This is a genomic window from Sphingobacterium puteale, assembly GCF_050986225.1.
In the GTDB taxonomy this organism is placed as follows: Bacteria; Bacteroidota; Bacteroidia; order Sphingobacteriales; family Sphingobacteriaceae; genus Sphingobacterium; species Sphingobacterium puteale.
In genome coordinates this window covers 4,016,018-4,032,030 of sequence record NZ_CP158959.1, presented here as the reverse complement: position 1 = coordinate 4,032,030, position 16,013 = coordinate 4,016,018, and the positions used below count along the sequence as shown (strand labels likewise).

The following is a 16,013-nucleotide window of genomic DNA, read 5'->3' as shown; positions in this document are numbered from 1 at the left end:
TTCGGTTTACTAATTTTTCGAAGTTTAATAGGTGACCCATAAACCATAAAAACAATCTGAAATAGCTTTTGAAAATAGAGTTTTTTTTTTGTTTTTGGAAATATTCTGCTAAAATTCTTGCTGGCTGATGTACCCACAATAGGATACCATGCAAGAAAAAAAGAACCTGAATACAAAAATTGAAGGGGTGAGTTCATTTTCTAATCAATAATTCCATTTTAACAATAAGATAGTCTATTTCCAGGTTTCAAAAACAATCTACCTTTCAATCTGAATAACTAGGGAATTTATTAAACCAAATGAAATGACTAAAACCAAAATTAAACCAAGTTGGGGTATCCTTGGTACACTATTAACTATTCTGTTATATTTTTCATTTGCCATGCAGGTCCTCGGACAGCAAGGTGCTACGATTAATGTAAAGGGGACTGTCAAAGACAGTCTTGATAACCCAGTTTCAAATGTAAGCATAAGACTTGTTGGAGGAAAAATAGCAGCTTCCTCGGATAGGTTAGGCAATTTTACAATAGATGTACCTGCACAGGCAAGTTTACTGTTTAGTAGTGTTGGGTACAAAGAAATGACGGTTTCTGTTGCCAATAGATCATTGCTCAACATAAAGCTGGCCTCTACAAATATTGGACTGGATGAGGTTGTTGTCGTGGGAACCTCTATGAAACAAAAAGATCTTACTGGCGCAGTAGCAAGTTTAGGGGAATCTGCGCTGAATGAAAGACCAGTAACTAGTGTCAATGAAGCTTTACAGGGAAAAGCTGCCGGGGTTTTTATTCAGAATAATCCACAACCCGGCGGAGATGCCAGTATAAAGATCAGGGGAAATAATTCAATGCAGTATGGCGGAAATCCGATTTATGTCGTGGATGGGATCATCATGGAGTCTGATTTTAATATGCTTAACTTAAATGATGTCACCTCTGTGAATGTTTTGAAGGATGCATCTTCCACCGCACTTTATGGCTCGCGCGGCGCACAAGGCGTCGTCGTCATAACAACAAAAAAAGGTAGCAAGGGGGAAGGACAGATCAGTTACGATACTTGGGTTGGCTTTCAAAACTTTTCTAATACAGATCTCACTTTGGGAGCCAAGGATATCTATGAATTACGAATTGACGCACTTGAGAATGCCGAATCAGTGGGCGGAAAATTTTACAAAAATAATCCAGGCGCAAGTAGAAAGGATTTTATTGATAAAGAACTTTTCGGCCCGGGTAAAATGTGGTTTGCCGATTACGAGAAAGAAAGTTACAGTCAGGGAAAATCCTACAATTGGCTTGATGCAGTGACACGTACCGCAATTGAAAACAACCATTCACTTGCTTTTTCCGGAGGTAACGACAAGGGATCGTTTTATTTGAGCTTTGGCTACAATAATAAGCAAGGTCTGGTTAAAACATCAAATTATAAAAGGTATTCCGGCCGTCTCAATGTTGAAAGGACAATAAAACCCTGGTTAAAAGTCGGAACCAACACTTCTTTTACGGCCACCAAGGATGATTACGTAGATGGAAAAGTATTTCAGGTTGCACAAAATGCCAATCCGCTTTTGCCCATCAATCAAGATTCGTTGATTTTAGCCTGGGGTAATAATTGGGATGTAAACCTCGAAAATCCGTTGAATACCATGCGCATAGATAAAGATCGTTTTAGAAATAAGCTATTATCAGCAAACTATGTGAATATTTCACCAATTGCAGGCCTTAATATACGGTCAACTTTTTCAATGGATTTACTACAGAGTAAATATTATGAGTATATCCCAAGTGATATTCAGCAAGCTGAGAGAGATTCTTACAGGGGAAAAGCAAGCCATAATTTTAATCATAACAATAATTTCCAATGGGATAATTCAATATCCTACAGCAAGAATTTTGGTGTACACCATATTGACGGAATGGTTGCGACCAATTTCAGCCAAAATTCCAGCGATTATACAAACGTGACTGCCCGTGATTTTCCAATAGATGATTTCGGATACTATAATCTTGGTGCAGCATATGACAAGTTAAATTTCTCCTTGGGATCCGATTTTATTACTTCCAAGATTATGTCCTATGTAACACGCTTTAATTATAATTATGATAATAAGTATTACGCTACGGTCACGGGCCGGTACGACGGGTCTTCCAAATTTCCGAAAGGGAAACAGTGGGGATTATTTCCCTCGGTAGCACTAGCCTGGGATATTTCGCAAGAGTCATTTTTAAAAGATAATGCCACAGTCAATCTGCTTAAGCTACGCCTTGGGTATGGGCAAGTTGGAAATCAGCGAATTCCAGATTATGCTTTCTATAGTTTATATTATCCTTCATACACATCTGGCAATGTCATCTTTAATTCAAACGGTCAACGGGGTACGACAGATTTAACCTGGGAAAAGCAAAAACAGCTTAATGTAGGTATTGATGCCTCATTTTTTGACAAGAGGATTAATCTGACAGCAGAATACTTTAATATTGTTAATTCTAACTTATTGATGCGAAGGTCTTTGTCGACATTGACAGGTTATAACTCAGCGATAGTCAACATTGGTGAGATGACAAATAAGGGGATGGAGTTTACAGTAGATGCTAAAATACTCAACCAAAATGATTTCAGATGGAATTTAGGTGCAAATATTTCTTTTGATAAAAATAAGATCACAAAATTATTTGGTGATGTAGATGCTGTTTACAATCTTGGTGGGTTTTCCGGCACGGATATCCAAAGGGAAGGAAATTTCTTCTTGGGGCAGTCTTTAAATACAATCTATATGTTGGAGTTTGACCGTATTATTCAGGAATCCGATATGCCTTATGTCAACAGTTTAGATCTACCGGGTAAAAAGTTGCATCCAGGCGATATTTTACCGAAAGATCAGCAGGGGGCAGGTTTGCCGGGGAATGGTATTATCGATCAAAATGATCGCGTGATTGTGGGCAAAAAAGATCCAAAATTCTATGGTGGGTTTTCGTCGAATTGGGCATACAAGAATTTTGCTTTGAATGCGGTTTTTGTCTATAGTTATGGCGCCAAAGCCTTAAGCGGATTTTACGAGGGACTTATGTCGGGAACAGGTTATGGAGCTGCACATAAGGATATGTTAAATCGTTGGACAACAGATAATCCGAGTACGACTATCCCGAGAGCAAATTATGACAATTCCTTGCGATTTGGTAGTGGTGAAACATCTTGGGGAGTACAGAACGCTTCCTTCCTGCGTTTGGCAACACTTTCTCTAGCATATGATTTTCCAAAGGTCTTATTAAAAACGGTAGGCTTGAATAGTCTTAGACTGAATGTTTCGGGAAATAATTTATTTAATATCACCAAGTATAAAGGCTATGATCCCGAAAACGGCGATTGGTATCCAACTGCGAGAACCTTTGTCATTGGTTTAAATGTTGGCCTGTAATTATAACTGTAAAAAGAAATCGATGAATAATAAAATATTAAAATCAGTATCATTAGCCCTGATGGCTTTGTTACTTAATGGCTGTTCGCTAAATGAAACACCCAAAACAGCACTGACAGAGGAACAGGTTTATGGAGACGAAGAAAACATTAAACTGCTCCTGTCAGGTTTATATACACAATGGCGAAATACCAAACAAGATCGTGGCGGATTTATGTTCAATTTAGGGACTGATGAAGCCAAACAGGGCAGTCAGCAAATGCGGGAAAGTAGCGTCCAAGGATCATTGGATACCTATAGCTCCGGTTTAAACGCTGCAAATACTTCCTTGACCGAACAGTGGAATAAACGATGGCCAGTAATAACAGCTGCGGCAAAAGCTGTCTTTTACGCCAAAACACCATCCTTACAGGCTCAAGCTCGCTTTATCAGAGCAACGCTGAACTTCGAACTTGTGATGCTATGGGGACCTATCCCCATTATTGACCTTAATCAAATGCTGGAGGCCCGCCAGCCTGAAAAAGATGTGTTTGAACTTATTATTGAAGACCTTGAATTTGCAAGCAAAAATCTCGCTGAAAGCCAAACAGATAAAAAGATACCCACCAAAGGAGCTGCCTTGGCCTTGTTGGGGAAAGTTTATTTATCTGCTCCAGCAGCAACAGGACTTCGTGACTATGAAAAGGCCATGGATTGCTTTGATCAAGTTATCCCGAAATATCAGCTGATAGAAAACTATTCAGATCTGTTTAATACGACGACTAATCAAAACAATAGTGAATCTATCTATGCTTTTCAATTTATCAATATTTCACCAGATAACAATATGGCGCAGCATCATGCTGGTTCGAGAGCTGTTGCTGATTTAGATGGCAAGTGTTACTTCGGTGGATACGATCTTATTATGCCTACAGCATATTATTATAATGATAAGTCAAAGGGCGGAATTTGGGAGCCCGGTGATACGCGTAAGCTAGGTAGTATAAGATATGATTTTACACTTCCGGATGGACGAGTACCTAAAATTACCTGGACGGGGCAGCAGGATGAGCTGGAGCCACATACCAAAAAATTTGAAGATATACGCACACAAGGAATGCAAAATTTTTGGTATTCGGGTGGGTTGATTTACTATCTTCGACTGGCTGACATTATTCTTTGTAAGGCCGAATGCCTGAACGAACTGGGGCGAACAGAGGAGGCCGTGCAGCTTATTAACAATACCGTTAGGAAACGTGCATTTAAGGGCAATATACCTGCGGAATATCGTTGGACAGGGCTAGGGAAGGAACAATTGCGCGAGTCGATTATGGATGAGCGGATGCGTGAACTGGGTTTTGAGGGATGGCGGAGGATGGATTTGATCCGAACAGGAAACTTAGTGAAGTACGTTTCACAACGCAATCCATGGGCGAAGGAAAGCGGTTCTATAAAGGAGTTCCACAATCGTTACCCAATTCCGGAATCAGAAATAAAACAAAATGATCAGATCAATGAATCAGATCAAAATCCCGGATATCAGTAATTAAAAGCTGTCTTGGAATAAAAAAAGGTCGGATTATATTCGACCTTTTTTTGTGCATTTTCTAGGGGAAAAATATATGCTATGTACCTATAGTGATAAAATAATCCATCAATACCGTCAGATCGTTCATTCTAGGCGCAAGTATAATTGGATAAATTTGAATTAACAGGATTGTGTTAATTTCCTATTTGAAATAACAAGATAATAACCAATTTTGAGCTTTTCATCTGAGCGCTGTGAGCAATCAATAGGTAGCTTAATGGGAAGGATTTATGACCAATGAAATAACCAATTAACAAATTATGAAGCCAATTTATTATTATTTGAGTTGTATTTGTCTTCTTATGTTACTTCAGATACAATCTCGGCATCTGTTTGCGCAAACAAACAAGTTTACGCTTACAGGTTCCGTCTCTGATACACTAGGAAGACAGATAGAAGGTGTCAGTGTCAGTATCAAAGGAACTGGCGGGAGACAGACCCGAACCGATCAAAATGGTAATTTTGTTCTGGAGGTAAACGTAGGATCAGCCTTAACTTTTTCCTTTGTCGGCTACACAAGTGTTACTGTGGAAGTGAAGGACCGTAACCCCGTGAATGTTGTGCTGGTCGCTAGTGCCAGAGAGGTTGATGAAGTCGTTGTTACGGCCTTTAGTCAGAAGCAGCGCAAGGAAGCAGTTGTGGGATCGGTAACGTCGGTAGAACCGGGGAAGCTCAAGATCCCAGCAAGTAACCTTACCAATGCGCTTGCTGGCCAGATTGCGGGAGTCATTGGTTTCCAACGGTCCGGGCAACCCGGACAAGATAATTCGCAATTTTTTATTCGAGGTGTCACGACGTTCGGATACCGTACGGAACCCCTGATTCTAATTGATAACGTTGAATTATCAACAAATGATTTGGCACGCCTTAATGTAGACGATATAGCCAGTTTTGTCATTCTCAAAGATGCAAGTGCAACTGCACTTTATGGGGCAAGAGGAGCAAACGGAGTTATTTTAGTCAGTACAAAAGAAGGAAAGGAAGGTCGCGCGAAGATTAATTTCCGTTCGGAGCTTTCCTTATCACAATCTGCGCGCACTATTAAATTGAGTGATCCTCTGAATTATATGCGTCTTTACAACGAAGCATCGCTTACCAGGGATCCTTCATTGCCCTTACCTTTTACTCCGACTAAGATCAGTAATACAGCAGCAACGATGAGCGGTGCTGAGGGAAGTAATCCCTTTGTTTATCCGGCTGTGGATTGGCTGGATATGCTATTTAAGAAAAACGCAATGACTCATCGCAACAATATCAGTGTGAGCGGCGGTGGAAATGTCGCCCGATATTTTATAGCTGGTAGTTATAATCAGGATTATGGTGTACTTAAGACTGACGTAAGAAACAATAACAAGAATAATGTTAATTTTAAAAATTATCAGCTTCGGTCAAATGTCAATGTAAACCTCACGAAAACGACAGAACTAATTGTCCGTCTTTCTGGTAATTTTAGTGAATATAAAGGGCCAATTACTGCCGATGGATCTTTTGCATCGGATTTATATAATGTAGCTATGCATACAAGCCCCGTGTTGTTTCCTGCATTCTACGAACCGGACGAAGCCAATATGAACACGAAACATATCTTATTCGGAAACAATGGGACAGCGGGCGGTACCAATGACAATAGCATCTTGTACAACAATCCATATGCCCATTTACTACGCGGTCAAAAAAGATCTTCCGAATCCAGGCTCTCTGCGCAATTTGAATTGAATCAGAATCTGCAATTTTTGACGGAAGGGTTGAAATTTAGGGGGCTATTTAACACAAATAGATATTCTTACTTTGACTCCCAATTGGCATATAATCCATTCTATTACAATATTAATACGTATGATGACCAAAGCAATACCTATAGTCTGTTGTGGTTGAATCCCAGGCCTACTGGTAATAATGTTGCTACGGAATATTTAAATTATAACAGGGGAGAGCCCAATGCAAATACATTTATGTATCTGCAAACAGCTTTGGATTACAGCCGCACTTTTGGGGCACATGGAATAAGTTCAACCCTGATAGGGACAATGCAAGAAACGGTATATTCGAGTTCCAAGGACCCAAAAACAGGTCAATATACCTTACCGTATTCACTGCCATTCAGAAATATGGGGCTGGCGGGGCGCTTGACATACTCCTATAAAAACAGATATTTTACAGAATTCAATTTCGGATATAATGGGTCTGAACGCTTTTCTAAAGAACATCGATTTGGATTCTTTCCCACAATTGGTGCCTCATGGGTGGTATCAAATGAAGATTTCTGGAATAAAGAAGGGCTGTTCAATAAGTTGAAAATTCGGGCGAGCCACGGCTTGGTCGGAAATGATGCCATTGGAAATCAACGTTTCTTTTACTTATCCGATGTTGAGCTTGCAAATGGGCCTAACTGGGCCCAATTTGGATTCGCCAATCAATATGAACGAAAAGGTGTTTTTATCCGGAGCTACCAAAATAACAACATTACCTGGGAGACTTCCCGTCAGACAAATTTGGCCGTTGAAGCCAGCTTATTTAAGGGGCTGAATATTATTGCGGAAGTCTATAAAAACCACAGGTATGATATTTTGAGGGACCGTTATATCCCATCAACTGAGGGCCTCGAATCTACAGTAAGTACAAATTTGGGGAAGGTAGATTCCAAGGGTATTGATATTTCGGCGGATTATTCCAAAAGTTTTAGTAATGGGCTATGGGCCTCATTCCGTGGTAACTTTACTTTTGCCAGAAACAAATACAGTTACCTTGAGGAACCAAATTACGCCGAAAAATGGCGCCAATTTATTGGACAGCCAATAAGCAGGCAGTACGGATATATCGCCGAACGTCTTTTTGTTGATGATCAGGAGGCTGCGAGCTCTCCGCTGCAGTCCATGAAAGTGCAGGATGAGTGGGGAAATACAATTCAGGGGATCTTGCCTCAAGGTGGTGATATAAAGTATCGTGATATGAACGGTGATGGTGTTGTTGATAACTTGGATATGGTCTTTATGGGGTATCCGACAACTCCTGAAGTAGTGTATGGTTTTGGTTTCTCCACCGGATATAAGGGCTTTGATTTCTCCGCGTTCTTTCAAGGACAGACCCGCGTTTCCCTTTTTATAGATCCTTGGCGTACGAGCCCGTTTGTACAGAGTCCACAAAAGTATATTTATGGTAACACCCAGGTATTGCAAGAGTTTGCAGATAGTCACTGGTCAGAGGAAAATCAAAACCTATATGCGCAGTATCCGAGGCTCGGTACCAATGTAACTTCTATCGCCAACAATTTACAGACCAGTAGCTGGTGGCTGCGTGACGCTAGTTTTCTTCGACTAAAATCAGTGGAGATCGGTTATTCGCTACCTTCTAAAGCTGCGCAGAAATTAAAAATGGAAAGCTTTAGGATCTATATCAGTGGTCTCAACCTATATACCTTCAGCTCATTTAAACTATGGGATCCAGAACAGGGAGGAAATGGCTTCGCTTATCCGTTACAGCGTGTCTTCAATATGGGCATTAATATTAACTTTTAAATCACTTCAGATATTATGAAAAAAATACATCTATCTGTTTTATTTATAGCATTTTCGATGTCCTCTATGTTGACATCATGTTCCAAATACCTGGATATCGTACCGGACAATGTTGGTACTTTGGACTATGCTTTTCGCAACCGGAATGAAGCTGAGAATTATCTTTTCGGCTGCTACTCAACCATGCAGAAATTTTCTGACGTTATTTATAACCCAGGGTTTACCACTTCAGCAGAGATTGTTTATCCCATTCTTGAAACACAATATTTTAATTCGGCTGGATTTAACCTCATTCGAGGCATTCAGACGAGCGGCAACCCGGTGTTAGGTGAATGGGATAACATGTACAAGGCTATTCGACGTTGCAATATCATGTTGGAAAATATTGATAAGCCAATTGACTTAAGAGACGATGAGAAGAAACGATGGATAGCTGAAACTAAATTTCTAAAGGCTTATTACCATTATTACCTCATGAGGACACATGGTCCAATCGTCTTGATAAAAGAGAATAATCCGGTTGATGTAGATATAGCGCAAACTAAAAGAAAACGTGCAACATTGGACGAGTCATTTGACTACGTCATTTCTTTGATGGATGAGGCGATCCCTGATTTACCGGTTACCATTGAAAACAGGGTACAGGAGTTTGGTCGTATCACAAAATTTATGGCCATGTCGATCAAGGCTGAAATGTTGGCAACTGCTGCAAGTCCATTGTTTAACGGTAATCCCGACTATACAAGTTTCAAAGATAAAGATGGAAGATTTCTATTTCCGCAAACCTATGACGTTCAAAAATGGGAAAAAGCTGTAGTTGCATCCCGTGAGGCAATTACCGAATGTGAAAAAGTCGGACTGCATCTGTCTGTGGATCTTCCAACCTCCAATATTCGTAATGTGTCGGATGAATTGAAAAAGATTTTGGCCCTCCAGAATATAATCACCCAGCGCTGGGAGGAAAGTCCGGAACTGATCTGGGGATTGAATTTTGGTTTTTCTTACCAAGCATATACGATGCCTAAATTGACAGGCCGCTCGGTGGGCATGTCCAATAGCTATCCATCCAATTGGGCGGTGCCAATATCAACAACAGAAATTTTCTACACGGAGAATGGGGTTCCGATAAATGAGGACCGAACCTGGGATTATTCTAATCGTCTTGCATTAAAAGCGGGTGATGATAAAAATCGCCACGTTATCCGTTTGGGGTATGAGACGGTCAGTGCGCATTTTAACCGGGAAAGACGCTTTTACTCTTCTATTGGGTTTGACGGAGGGATATGGTTTGGAAACGGGATTTCTGATGAGGAAAATGCATATTATGTTCAGGCTCGGGGTATTACCGGTATAGCGGGCCCCAAAAGCCTGAATGCTCGTAATATCACTGGATATTGGCCCAAAAAGCTGGTCCATTATATGACAGTCATGGACGAAACTTTTACTCCAGCAGATTTTAAAGTGCCGATGATGCGCCTTGCGGGACTTTATTTGTTATACGCCGAATCGCTTAATGAGGTGGGGGCATCACCTTCTGAGGAAGTATATGTATACATTGATAAAGTGCGTGAGCGTGCCGGTTTAGCTCCTGTTCGGCAGGCCTGGGCCAATTTTTCACGTCTACCCGGCAAAGTGCAATCAAAAGACGGCATGCGTCAAATCATACATCAAGAGCGGAGAATAGAACTTGCATTTGAAGGTCAGAGTGGTTGGGATCTGAGAAGATGGAAAGAATTACAGTCTGTATTGAGCAGACCACTTCAAGGTTGGAACATTAACGAGGAAAATCCCGTGAATTACTATAGGCCTGTAAATGTAATAACGCCTGTCTTTGGATTGCGTGATTACCTGTGGCCAATCAATAATACCGCTGTTGTTGTCAATGAAAACCTAACACAAAATCCTTACTGGTAATCTCATGATCTCGTAAGGAGACATTATGGTCAATGTGACAACATTGGAAAAAGATATAAACCGAGCGAATGGGGCTCATTGAAGCGATGAGACAGAATACCTAAAAATATGTAAATAGATGAAAAATAAAGTATTGAAAAGAAGCGGGATGATAGCATATAGCATGTTCATTGTCCTAACATTCCTTACTGTATGGTCATGCAAGAAAAGTGTATCACCCGTTGAGGTGATCTCAGACGATCAGGCCAAGCCCGGCATTGTGACAGATGTACGTGTAGAAAACTTAAATGGCGCTGCACGCATAATTTACAAACTGCCCCAATCACCCAATATTCTTTATGTATTGGCAAAGTATCCTATTCGTGAAGGATATGAGCGCGAATCAAAAACTAGCTTTTATACCGACACAATTTTGGTGGAGGGTTTTGCCAAAGCGGGTGAATATGATGTCACTCTCCATACTGTAAGTCGAGCGAATATAATGTCAGATCCGGTTGTCGTAAAGGTCCAGCCGAAAACACCCAATTACATTTTGGTCAACGAAGGACTTGATATAACGGCAGATTTTGGAGGGGCTAATTTTTATGGGAAAAATCCGGATAAGTCTCCGATATCAGTGCATTTGCTGGCATTTAATCCGAGTAAGAATAAATTTGAGGAAAAGGATCCTGAATATATTAAGGGTGGAATTGTTGATGTCTCACTACGCGGTTTTGAAGCTGTTCCACAGGAATTTGGTGTATATACTACCGATCGGTTTGGCAATAAATCAGAGATTCGCTACAGTAAACTGACGCCACTTTTCGAAACCTTGTTGGACAAGAGTAAATTTTTCGTTTATCGCTTACCCTCTGACGCACCGCTTTGGCCGGGTTGGGAATTACGTTATTTTTTTGACGGCAGTCTGAACGAACCTGGATGGCATACGCAAGACGCTCCTGTGACAGTAGGCACATTCGGAATTGGTCCCTCTGCAAAAATCAGCCGTTTTGTCCTCTGGAATAGGTTGCCAGGTATGTATTCATTTCAAAACCCCAAATCGATTACAATATGGGGTTCCAATGTTGATCAGCCAAAAGATGTGAATTTACCTCGAATTTCATCTCCAGGTGACATTGCCGAGGATTGGGTAAATATGGGCAATTTTATGTATCCAGATCCACCTTCGGGCTTACCGGGTAGCCAAGCAAATGCGAGTGATAATGCTTTTGCTGCTGCCGGAATAAATTTTAGAATGCCTAGCACTGCACCTCCCGTCAAATATATACGATTTTTAGTGAACCAGACCTGGGGCGGATTGGGCTATACAAATGCGATGGAAATTTCATTCTATGGCATTAATCAATAATCTTAAAAATTAAATCATGAAAAGATTACTGTTGTCGTTTGTGATGTTGTCGACCATTTTGGTTCAAATGTCCTGTGATAAATATGCCGATGATTATAAAAATTATTTGGACAATAAAGAAATCGTATACCCTGGCCAAGCGCGTAATCTGCGTTATTATGCAGGACACTTCAGGACCAAACTGGTTTGGAATCCAAGTCCTGATCCCAACATTGCCTATTATATTGTAAACTGGGAGAATGGGAATAAATCTGTACAGGTAGCGGCCAGTACGCATAACCCAATAGATAGTATTCAGGTTGTTATACCTGATTTGACAGAGTATGTTTATAGCTTTTCCATTCGCGCATATGACCGTGATGGGAATGCATCCATAGGTCAACAGATTCAGAATGTAAGGGTATATGGAACAAATTTTCAGTCTTTATTGTTAAATAGATCTCCAAACCGACAAAATCCCTATAGTATAAACGAAGACAATAAGGTCCTGCTGCATTTTAATGCTCCTGATACTTTAAATGTCGTGACAGAGATAAGCTATAGTGACAATGCTGGGAAAGAGAAAACTGTCCGCCTTTCGCAAAAACAAAACAGCATAGAGCTTCCAGATTTTAGGTTTGGATCTAGTGTCAGTTACAAGTCCGGTTATCTTGCCGAAGATAATGGCATCGACACTATTTTCGTATTGGCAAGTGAAGTTTACCCTGAGATACGGCGTTCGATTGCTATTGATAAAACGAAATTCCACGAATTTAATCTTCCTAATGATGCCGGGCCTGATTGGGGATGGGTAATTACCAATCTTTGGGACAACAACTTTGGTGAACCGGGCTATCACACGCCGGGTAGGGATTTGCCACTTTCTTTTACTTTGGATATGGGCGAACAGTATGAGTTATCCCGTTTGAAAGTTTGGCAGCGCCTTTCGGGTTTATATAACTATGGCAATCCCAAACGCTTTGAAGTATGGGGAAGCAACAATCCGTCAAGTGATGGAAGCTGGGGATCCTGGACAAAACTTGCAGACTTTATGACCAGGAAACCTTCTGGTCTTCCTGTAGGCTCTGTAAGTGATGAAGACAGGAAAGTTGCAGAACAAGGAGATGACTATACATTTCCAAATGAAATCCAGCCTTTCAGGTATCTCCGATTTAGGGTTCTAGAAACATGGGGCGGAACTAATTATGTGCATATTCTCGAAATTACCCCATTTAGGAAAGAGTAATTAATTCTTCGGATGATAGCAATATAATTGAAAAAAGTATTTGATCGATTAATTTATAAAAATAGAGAACGATCCATTTAACCGATGGAAAGAAGCTAAAGATGAAAAAGAATATTATAGTATTAATGCTACTTTGCCTTTGTGCAAAGGTGCATTGTAAGATGCCGGAAGACGTTAAAAATGATGTGATATCGTGGATGATCCCAAATGGAAAACTGCTTTTTAATTTGAAAACTGGAACGGTCGATTATAGCTATGAAAATGGTGTTAGTTTACAAAATACAATAGCCTATGTTGATCTCCTATCTAAAGGATTAAAAACCAGTTCATCATTGCCCGTACATAAAATCTCCCAGCAAGCGATCAGCAATAGCTGGGGTAGTGGCAGACGTCTAATTTTCACACATAGTGATAGCGATGGATTGTCCCTAAGGCAAATATTTGAAGTATATCAAGGTAAACAACATCTACAGGTCAGCTTGGAAGTAAGCAAAAATGGGCAAATATTGGAAACGCGCAATATTAGTCCGTTATGTACAATGAGTTCATCTGGTGGCAAGTCAATATTTCCTTGGGCCAAGCCCATGCTAGTCGATCTACCCTTTGACAACGATAACTGGGGCAAATTACTTCCCCAGATCTGGCCAAGTAATGAAAAAGTGCTGGATGGGGTCAGCCATGAGCTCACTATGATTTACGATGCAGAGACATATAAAGGTCTTGTTGTGGGAAGTCTTGAACATGAATTTTGGAAGACGGGAATTCGTTATCTAACGGGGAAGGATGAAGGCGAGCTCGATAATTTTATTGTATTTGGAGGAGCTGCTAGGCCAGATAATCCCTTATTGCCAGCAAATTTCGGTGGTAATGACGGCACACATGATGTTATGCCCCATGGGACAATGTTGGCTAAAGAGTTACGGTCTCCATTAATCTTTATTGAATCGTCCAATGATTTTCGGCTATCCAATATAAATTTTGGGAAAGCTGAGGTACAGTTGAATGGCAGTTTACAATGGAAGGGGAATGCACCGATGTACTGGAATAGCTTTAGTGTCGAGGGCGTACTTGGTCATGAGGGCGTAATGATGCCGCAGGGCGTTTATCAGACCATTGACTTTATCAAAGGAATGGATCAATGGAATAAAGAGGGAAGGCCGGTTATTAGTATCGATTCGTATGATCAAGGAATTTATTCGACTGAAGTATTAAAAAAGATAGGAGATTATGCCCGGAGTGCAGGACAGGAAATAGGATTTTACTGTAGCCCATTTTCGCTTTGGACATGGAGTAATAATATTGAGAATGCTTTATTGCCGGGGACTAAAGTTCCACTAAGAGAAGTTATTCTGCGCGATGATAAAAATCGCCCAATTCCATTTAAAGATGGCGAATGGGGGGCGTATCCAATGGACCCTACTCATCCGGCAACAAGGATGTCGATGATCAACCAAATAGAAAAAGCACATACCATTGGTGCGAAATTTATTAAGATTGATTTCCTGACAGCAGGATCTCTAGAAGCTGTAAAATGGTATGACCCCAAGGTAAGGAGCGGTATGCAGGCGTATAATTATGGTATGAAACTCTTTAAGCATCTGGCTGATTCTATCATGGGAAATGATGTTTTTATTAGTATGGCTATTTCACCGATGTTTCCACATCAATATGCACATACAAGATTTGTTTCCACTGATGTCCATTCCCACCTTCGTGATAGTCAACCGGGTTTTGCACATTATGGAAGTACCGCCGCATCGATGATAACTGCCTCCCATATGGGGTGGGTGCAGGGAACATTGTGGCCATATACAAACATGGACAACCTGGTCATGCGTAAGTTTCAAAAACATCCTGATTTAAATGAGAATGAGGTAAAGGCACGGTTGATCTCGCTTATCACCATGGGAAGTATCTTAGGAGATGGTTCAGATTACCGCGACCAATTGTCTTCCGAAAGAGCAAAGAAATACCTCAATAATTCTGCCGTTACAAATTTTTTTGCAGCTCCGAAAGCTTTTATGCCATTAAAATTATCTGTGGGTGAGAGCATGGATCAACAGCTTAGCTTTTACCTTAAAGATAAAGACCTGCTTGTTTCTGCTTTTAATTTTGATGAGGAGAGGCCGTTTGAAGCAGTATTTGATCGAAAAAAAATTGGACTAGAAAGCGGGAATTATGAGATTATAGATTTTTTTACAGGAACGAGGATTGGAAAAGTAGATGAGAAGGAACAGTCGTTTTCACTTCATGTAAATGTCCGTGACGCCTTACTTTGCAAATTGCAAAAAGTAAAATAATATAGATATCTCTTTCTCAAATATTAATTTCGGTTCTAGGCCTAATTTTAGACAAAATTAGGCCTAACGCTGTGCGCCCGGCATGGGCGATAACTCTAGGGTGCAAGTCCCGGACATGCCATTACAGTTGGAAATATTAGCCGAATGCAAGGGTGTCCTTCGCGAGGTGGAATCTGAAGGAAGCGCTAGGCAAATTCTCGGTCTGACGGACAGAAACTACATATAAGGCCTAAGTTGCTGGAAGAGGTAAAGCTTGCAGTGAGAAGTAGCAGATTTAATTTCAGTTCTTCAAGACTTCCCGCGCATTCCATGACGAGTGCAGAATGCAATCGCAGAAATTTTTTCTTTTAAAATTGGGGATCATAAAAGCGCAGACATCGGCCTTGATATAGATCTTTGCTGCCATAATGGGGCGTCAGTCCCAGATCATGCAAGGAAGCTACATTGAGCAATTCGGAATCATGCGCCAGGTTTTTCGTTGTGCATTTAGCGATGAAAATAGAAATACACGGCGTTCATTGTTTAAAGGCTGCTCTGAATTAGTCGGTGCTAGGGCTCCTATTAGGATAGATTGTAGAGCAAATAAAGAAGGGCAATATTTCTTTTTTGACCTAAACATGAAACCCAATATGACTGAAGCCTCGCAGTTCTGACACCGTTCTTTTATCATACTTTTCCAAAAGGCGGTCGATTGCTTCTTTGGTAAAGTTCTTAATCTTTATTCTGTCATTC

7 protein-coding genes are annotated in these 16,013 nt (G+C 40.6%); all 7 read left to right on the top strand.

The window, feature by feature from the left end:
* Positions 1-304: 304 nt before the first annotated feature.
* The 7 genes from ABTV71_RS17070 (at position 305) to ABTV71_RS17040 (ending at position 15,281) form a co-directional block, all read left to right on the top strand.
* Positions 305-3,412, top strand: coding sequence for a SusC/RagA family TonB-linked outer membrane protein (locus tag ABTV71_RS17070; protein ID WP_433900397.1), 3,108 nt, complete (start codon positions 305-307; stop codon positions 3,410-3,412).
* A 22-nt stretch (positions 3,413-3,434) separates the two neighbouring features.
* The gene (locus ABTV71_RS17065) at positions 3,435-4,937 is read left to right on the top strand and encodes a RagB/SusD family nutrient uptake outer membrane protein (protein WP_433900396.1); all 1,503 of its coding nucleotides are present in this window, start codon (positions 3,435-3,437) and stop codon (positions 4,935-4,937) included.
* Positions 4,938-5,281: 344 nt separating this feature from the next.
* Positions 5,282-8,494 carry a SusC/RagA family TonB-linked outer membrane protein gene (locus ABTV71_RS17060; RefSeq protein WP_433900395.1) on the top strand — a complete coding sequence of 1,071 codons (3,213 nt, stop codon included), beginning with the start codon at positions 5,282-5,284 and terminating at the stop codon, positions 8,492-8,494.
* A 15-nt stretch (positions 8,495-8,509) separates the two neighbouring features.
* A complete protein-coding gene (locus ABTV71_RS17055) occupies positions 8,510-10,408 on the top strand; it encodes a RagB/SusD family nutrient uptake outer membrane protein (RefSeq protein WP_433900394.1) in 1,899 nt (632 codons plus the stop codon).
* 118 nt (positions 10,409-10,526) lie between these two features.
* Positions 10,527-11,756 carry a DUF4959 domain-containing protein gene (locus tag ABTV71_RS17050; RefSeq protein WP_433900393.1) on the top strand — a complete coding sequence of 410 codons (1,230 nt, stop codon included), beginning with the start codon at positions 10,527-10,529 and terminating at the stop codon, positions 11,754-11,756.
* Between the two features lie 16 nt (positions 11,757-11,772).
* Positions 11,773-12,981 (top strand): DUF4998 domain-containing protein, encoded by a 1,209-nt coding sequence (locus ABTV71_RS17045; RefSeq protein ID WP_433900392.1) that lies wholly within the window; start codon positions 11,773-11,775, stop codon positions 12,979-12,981.
* Between the two features lie 101 nt (positions 12,982-13,082).
* Positions 13,083-15,281: a hypothetical protein gene (locus ABTV71_RS17040; protein ID WP_433900391.1), complete on the top strand. Its 2,199-nt coding sequence runs from the start codon at positions 13,083-13,085 to the stop codon at positions 15,279-15,281.
* The last annotated feature ends 732 nt before the right edge of the window (positions 15,282-16,013 follow it).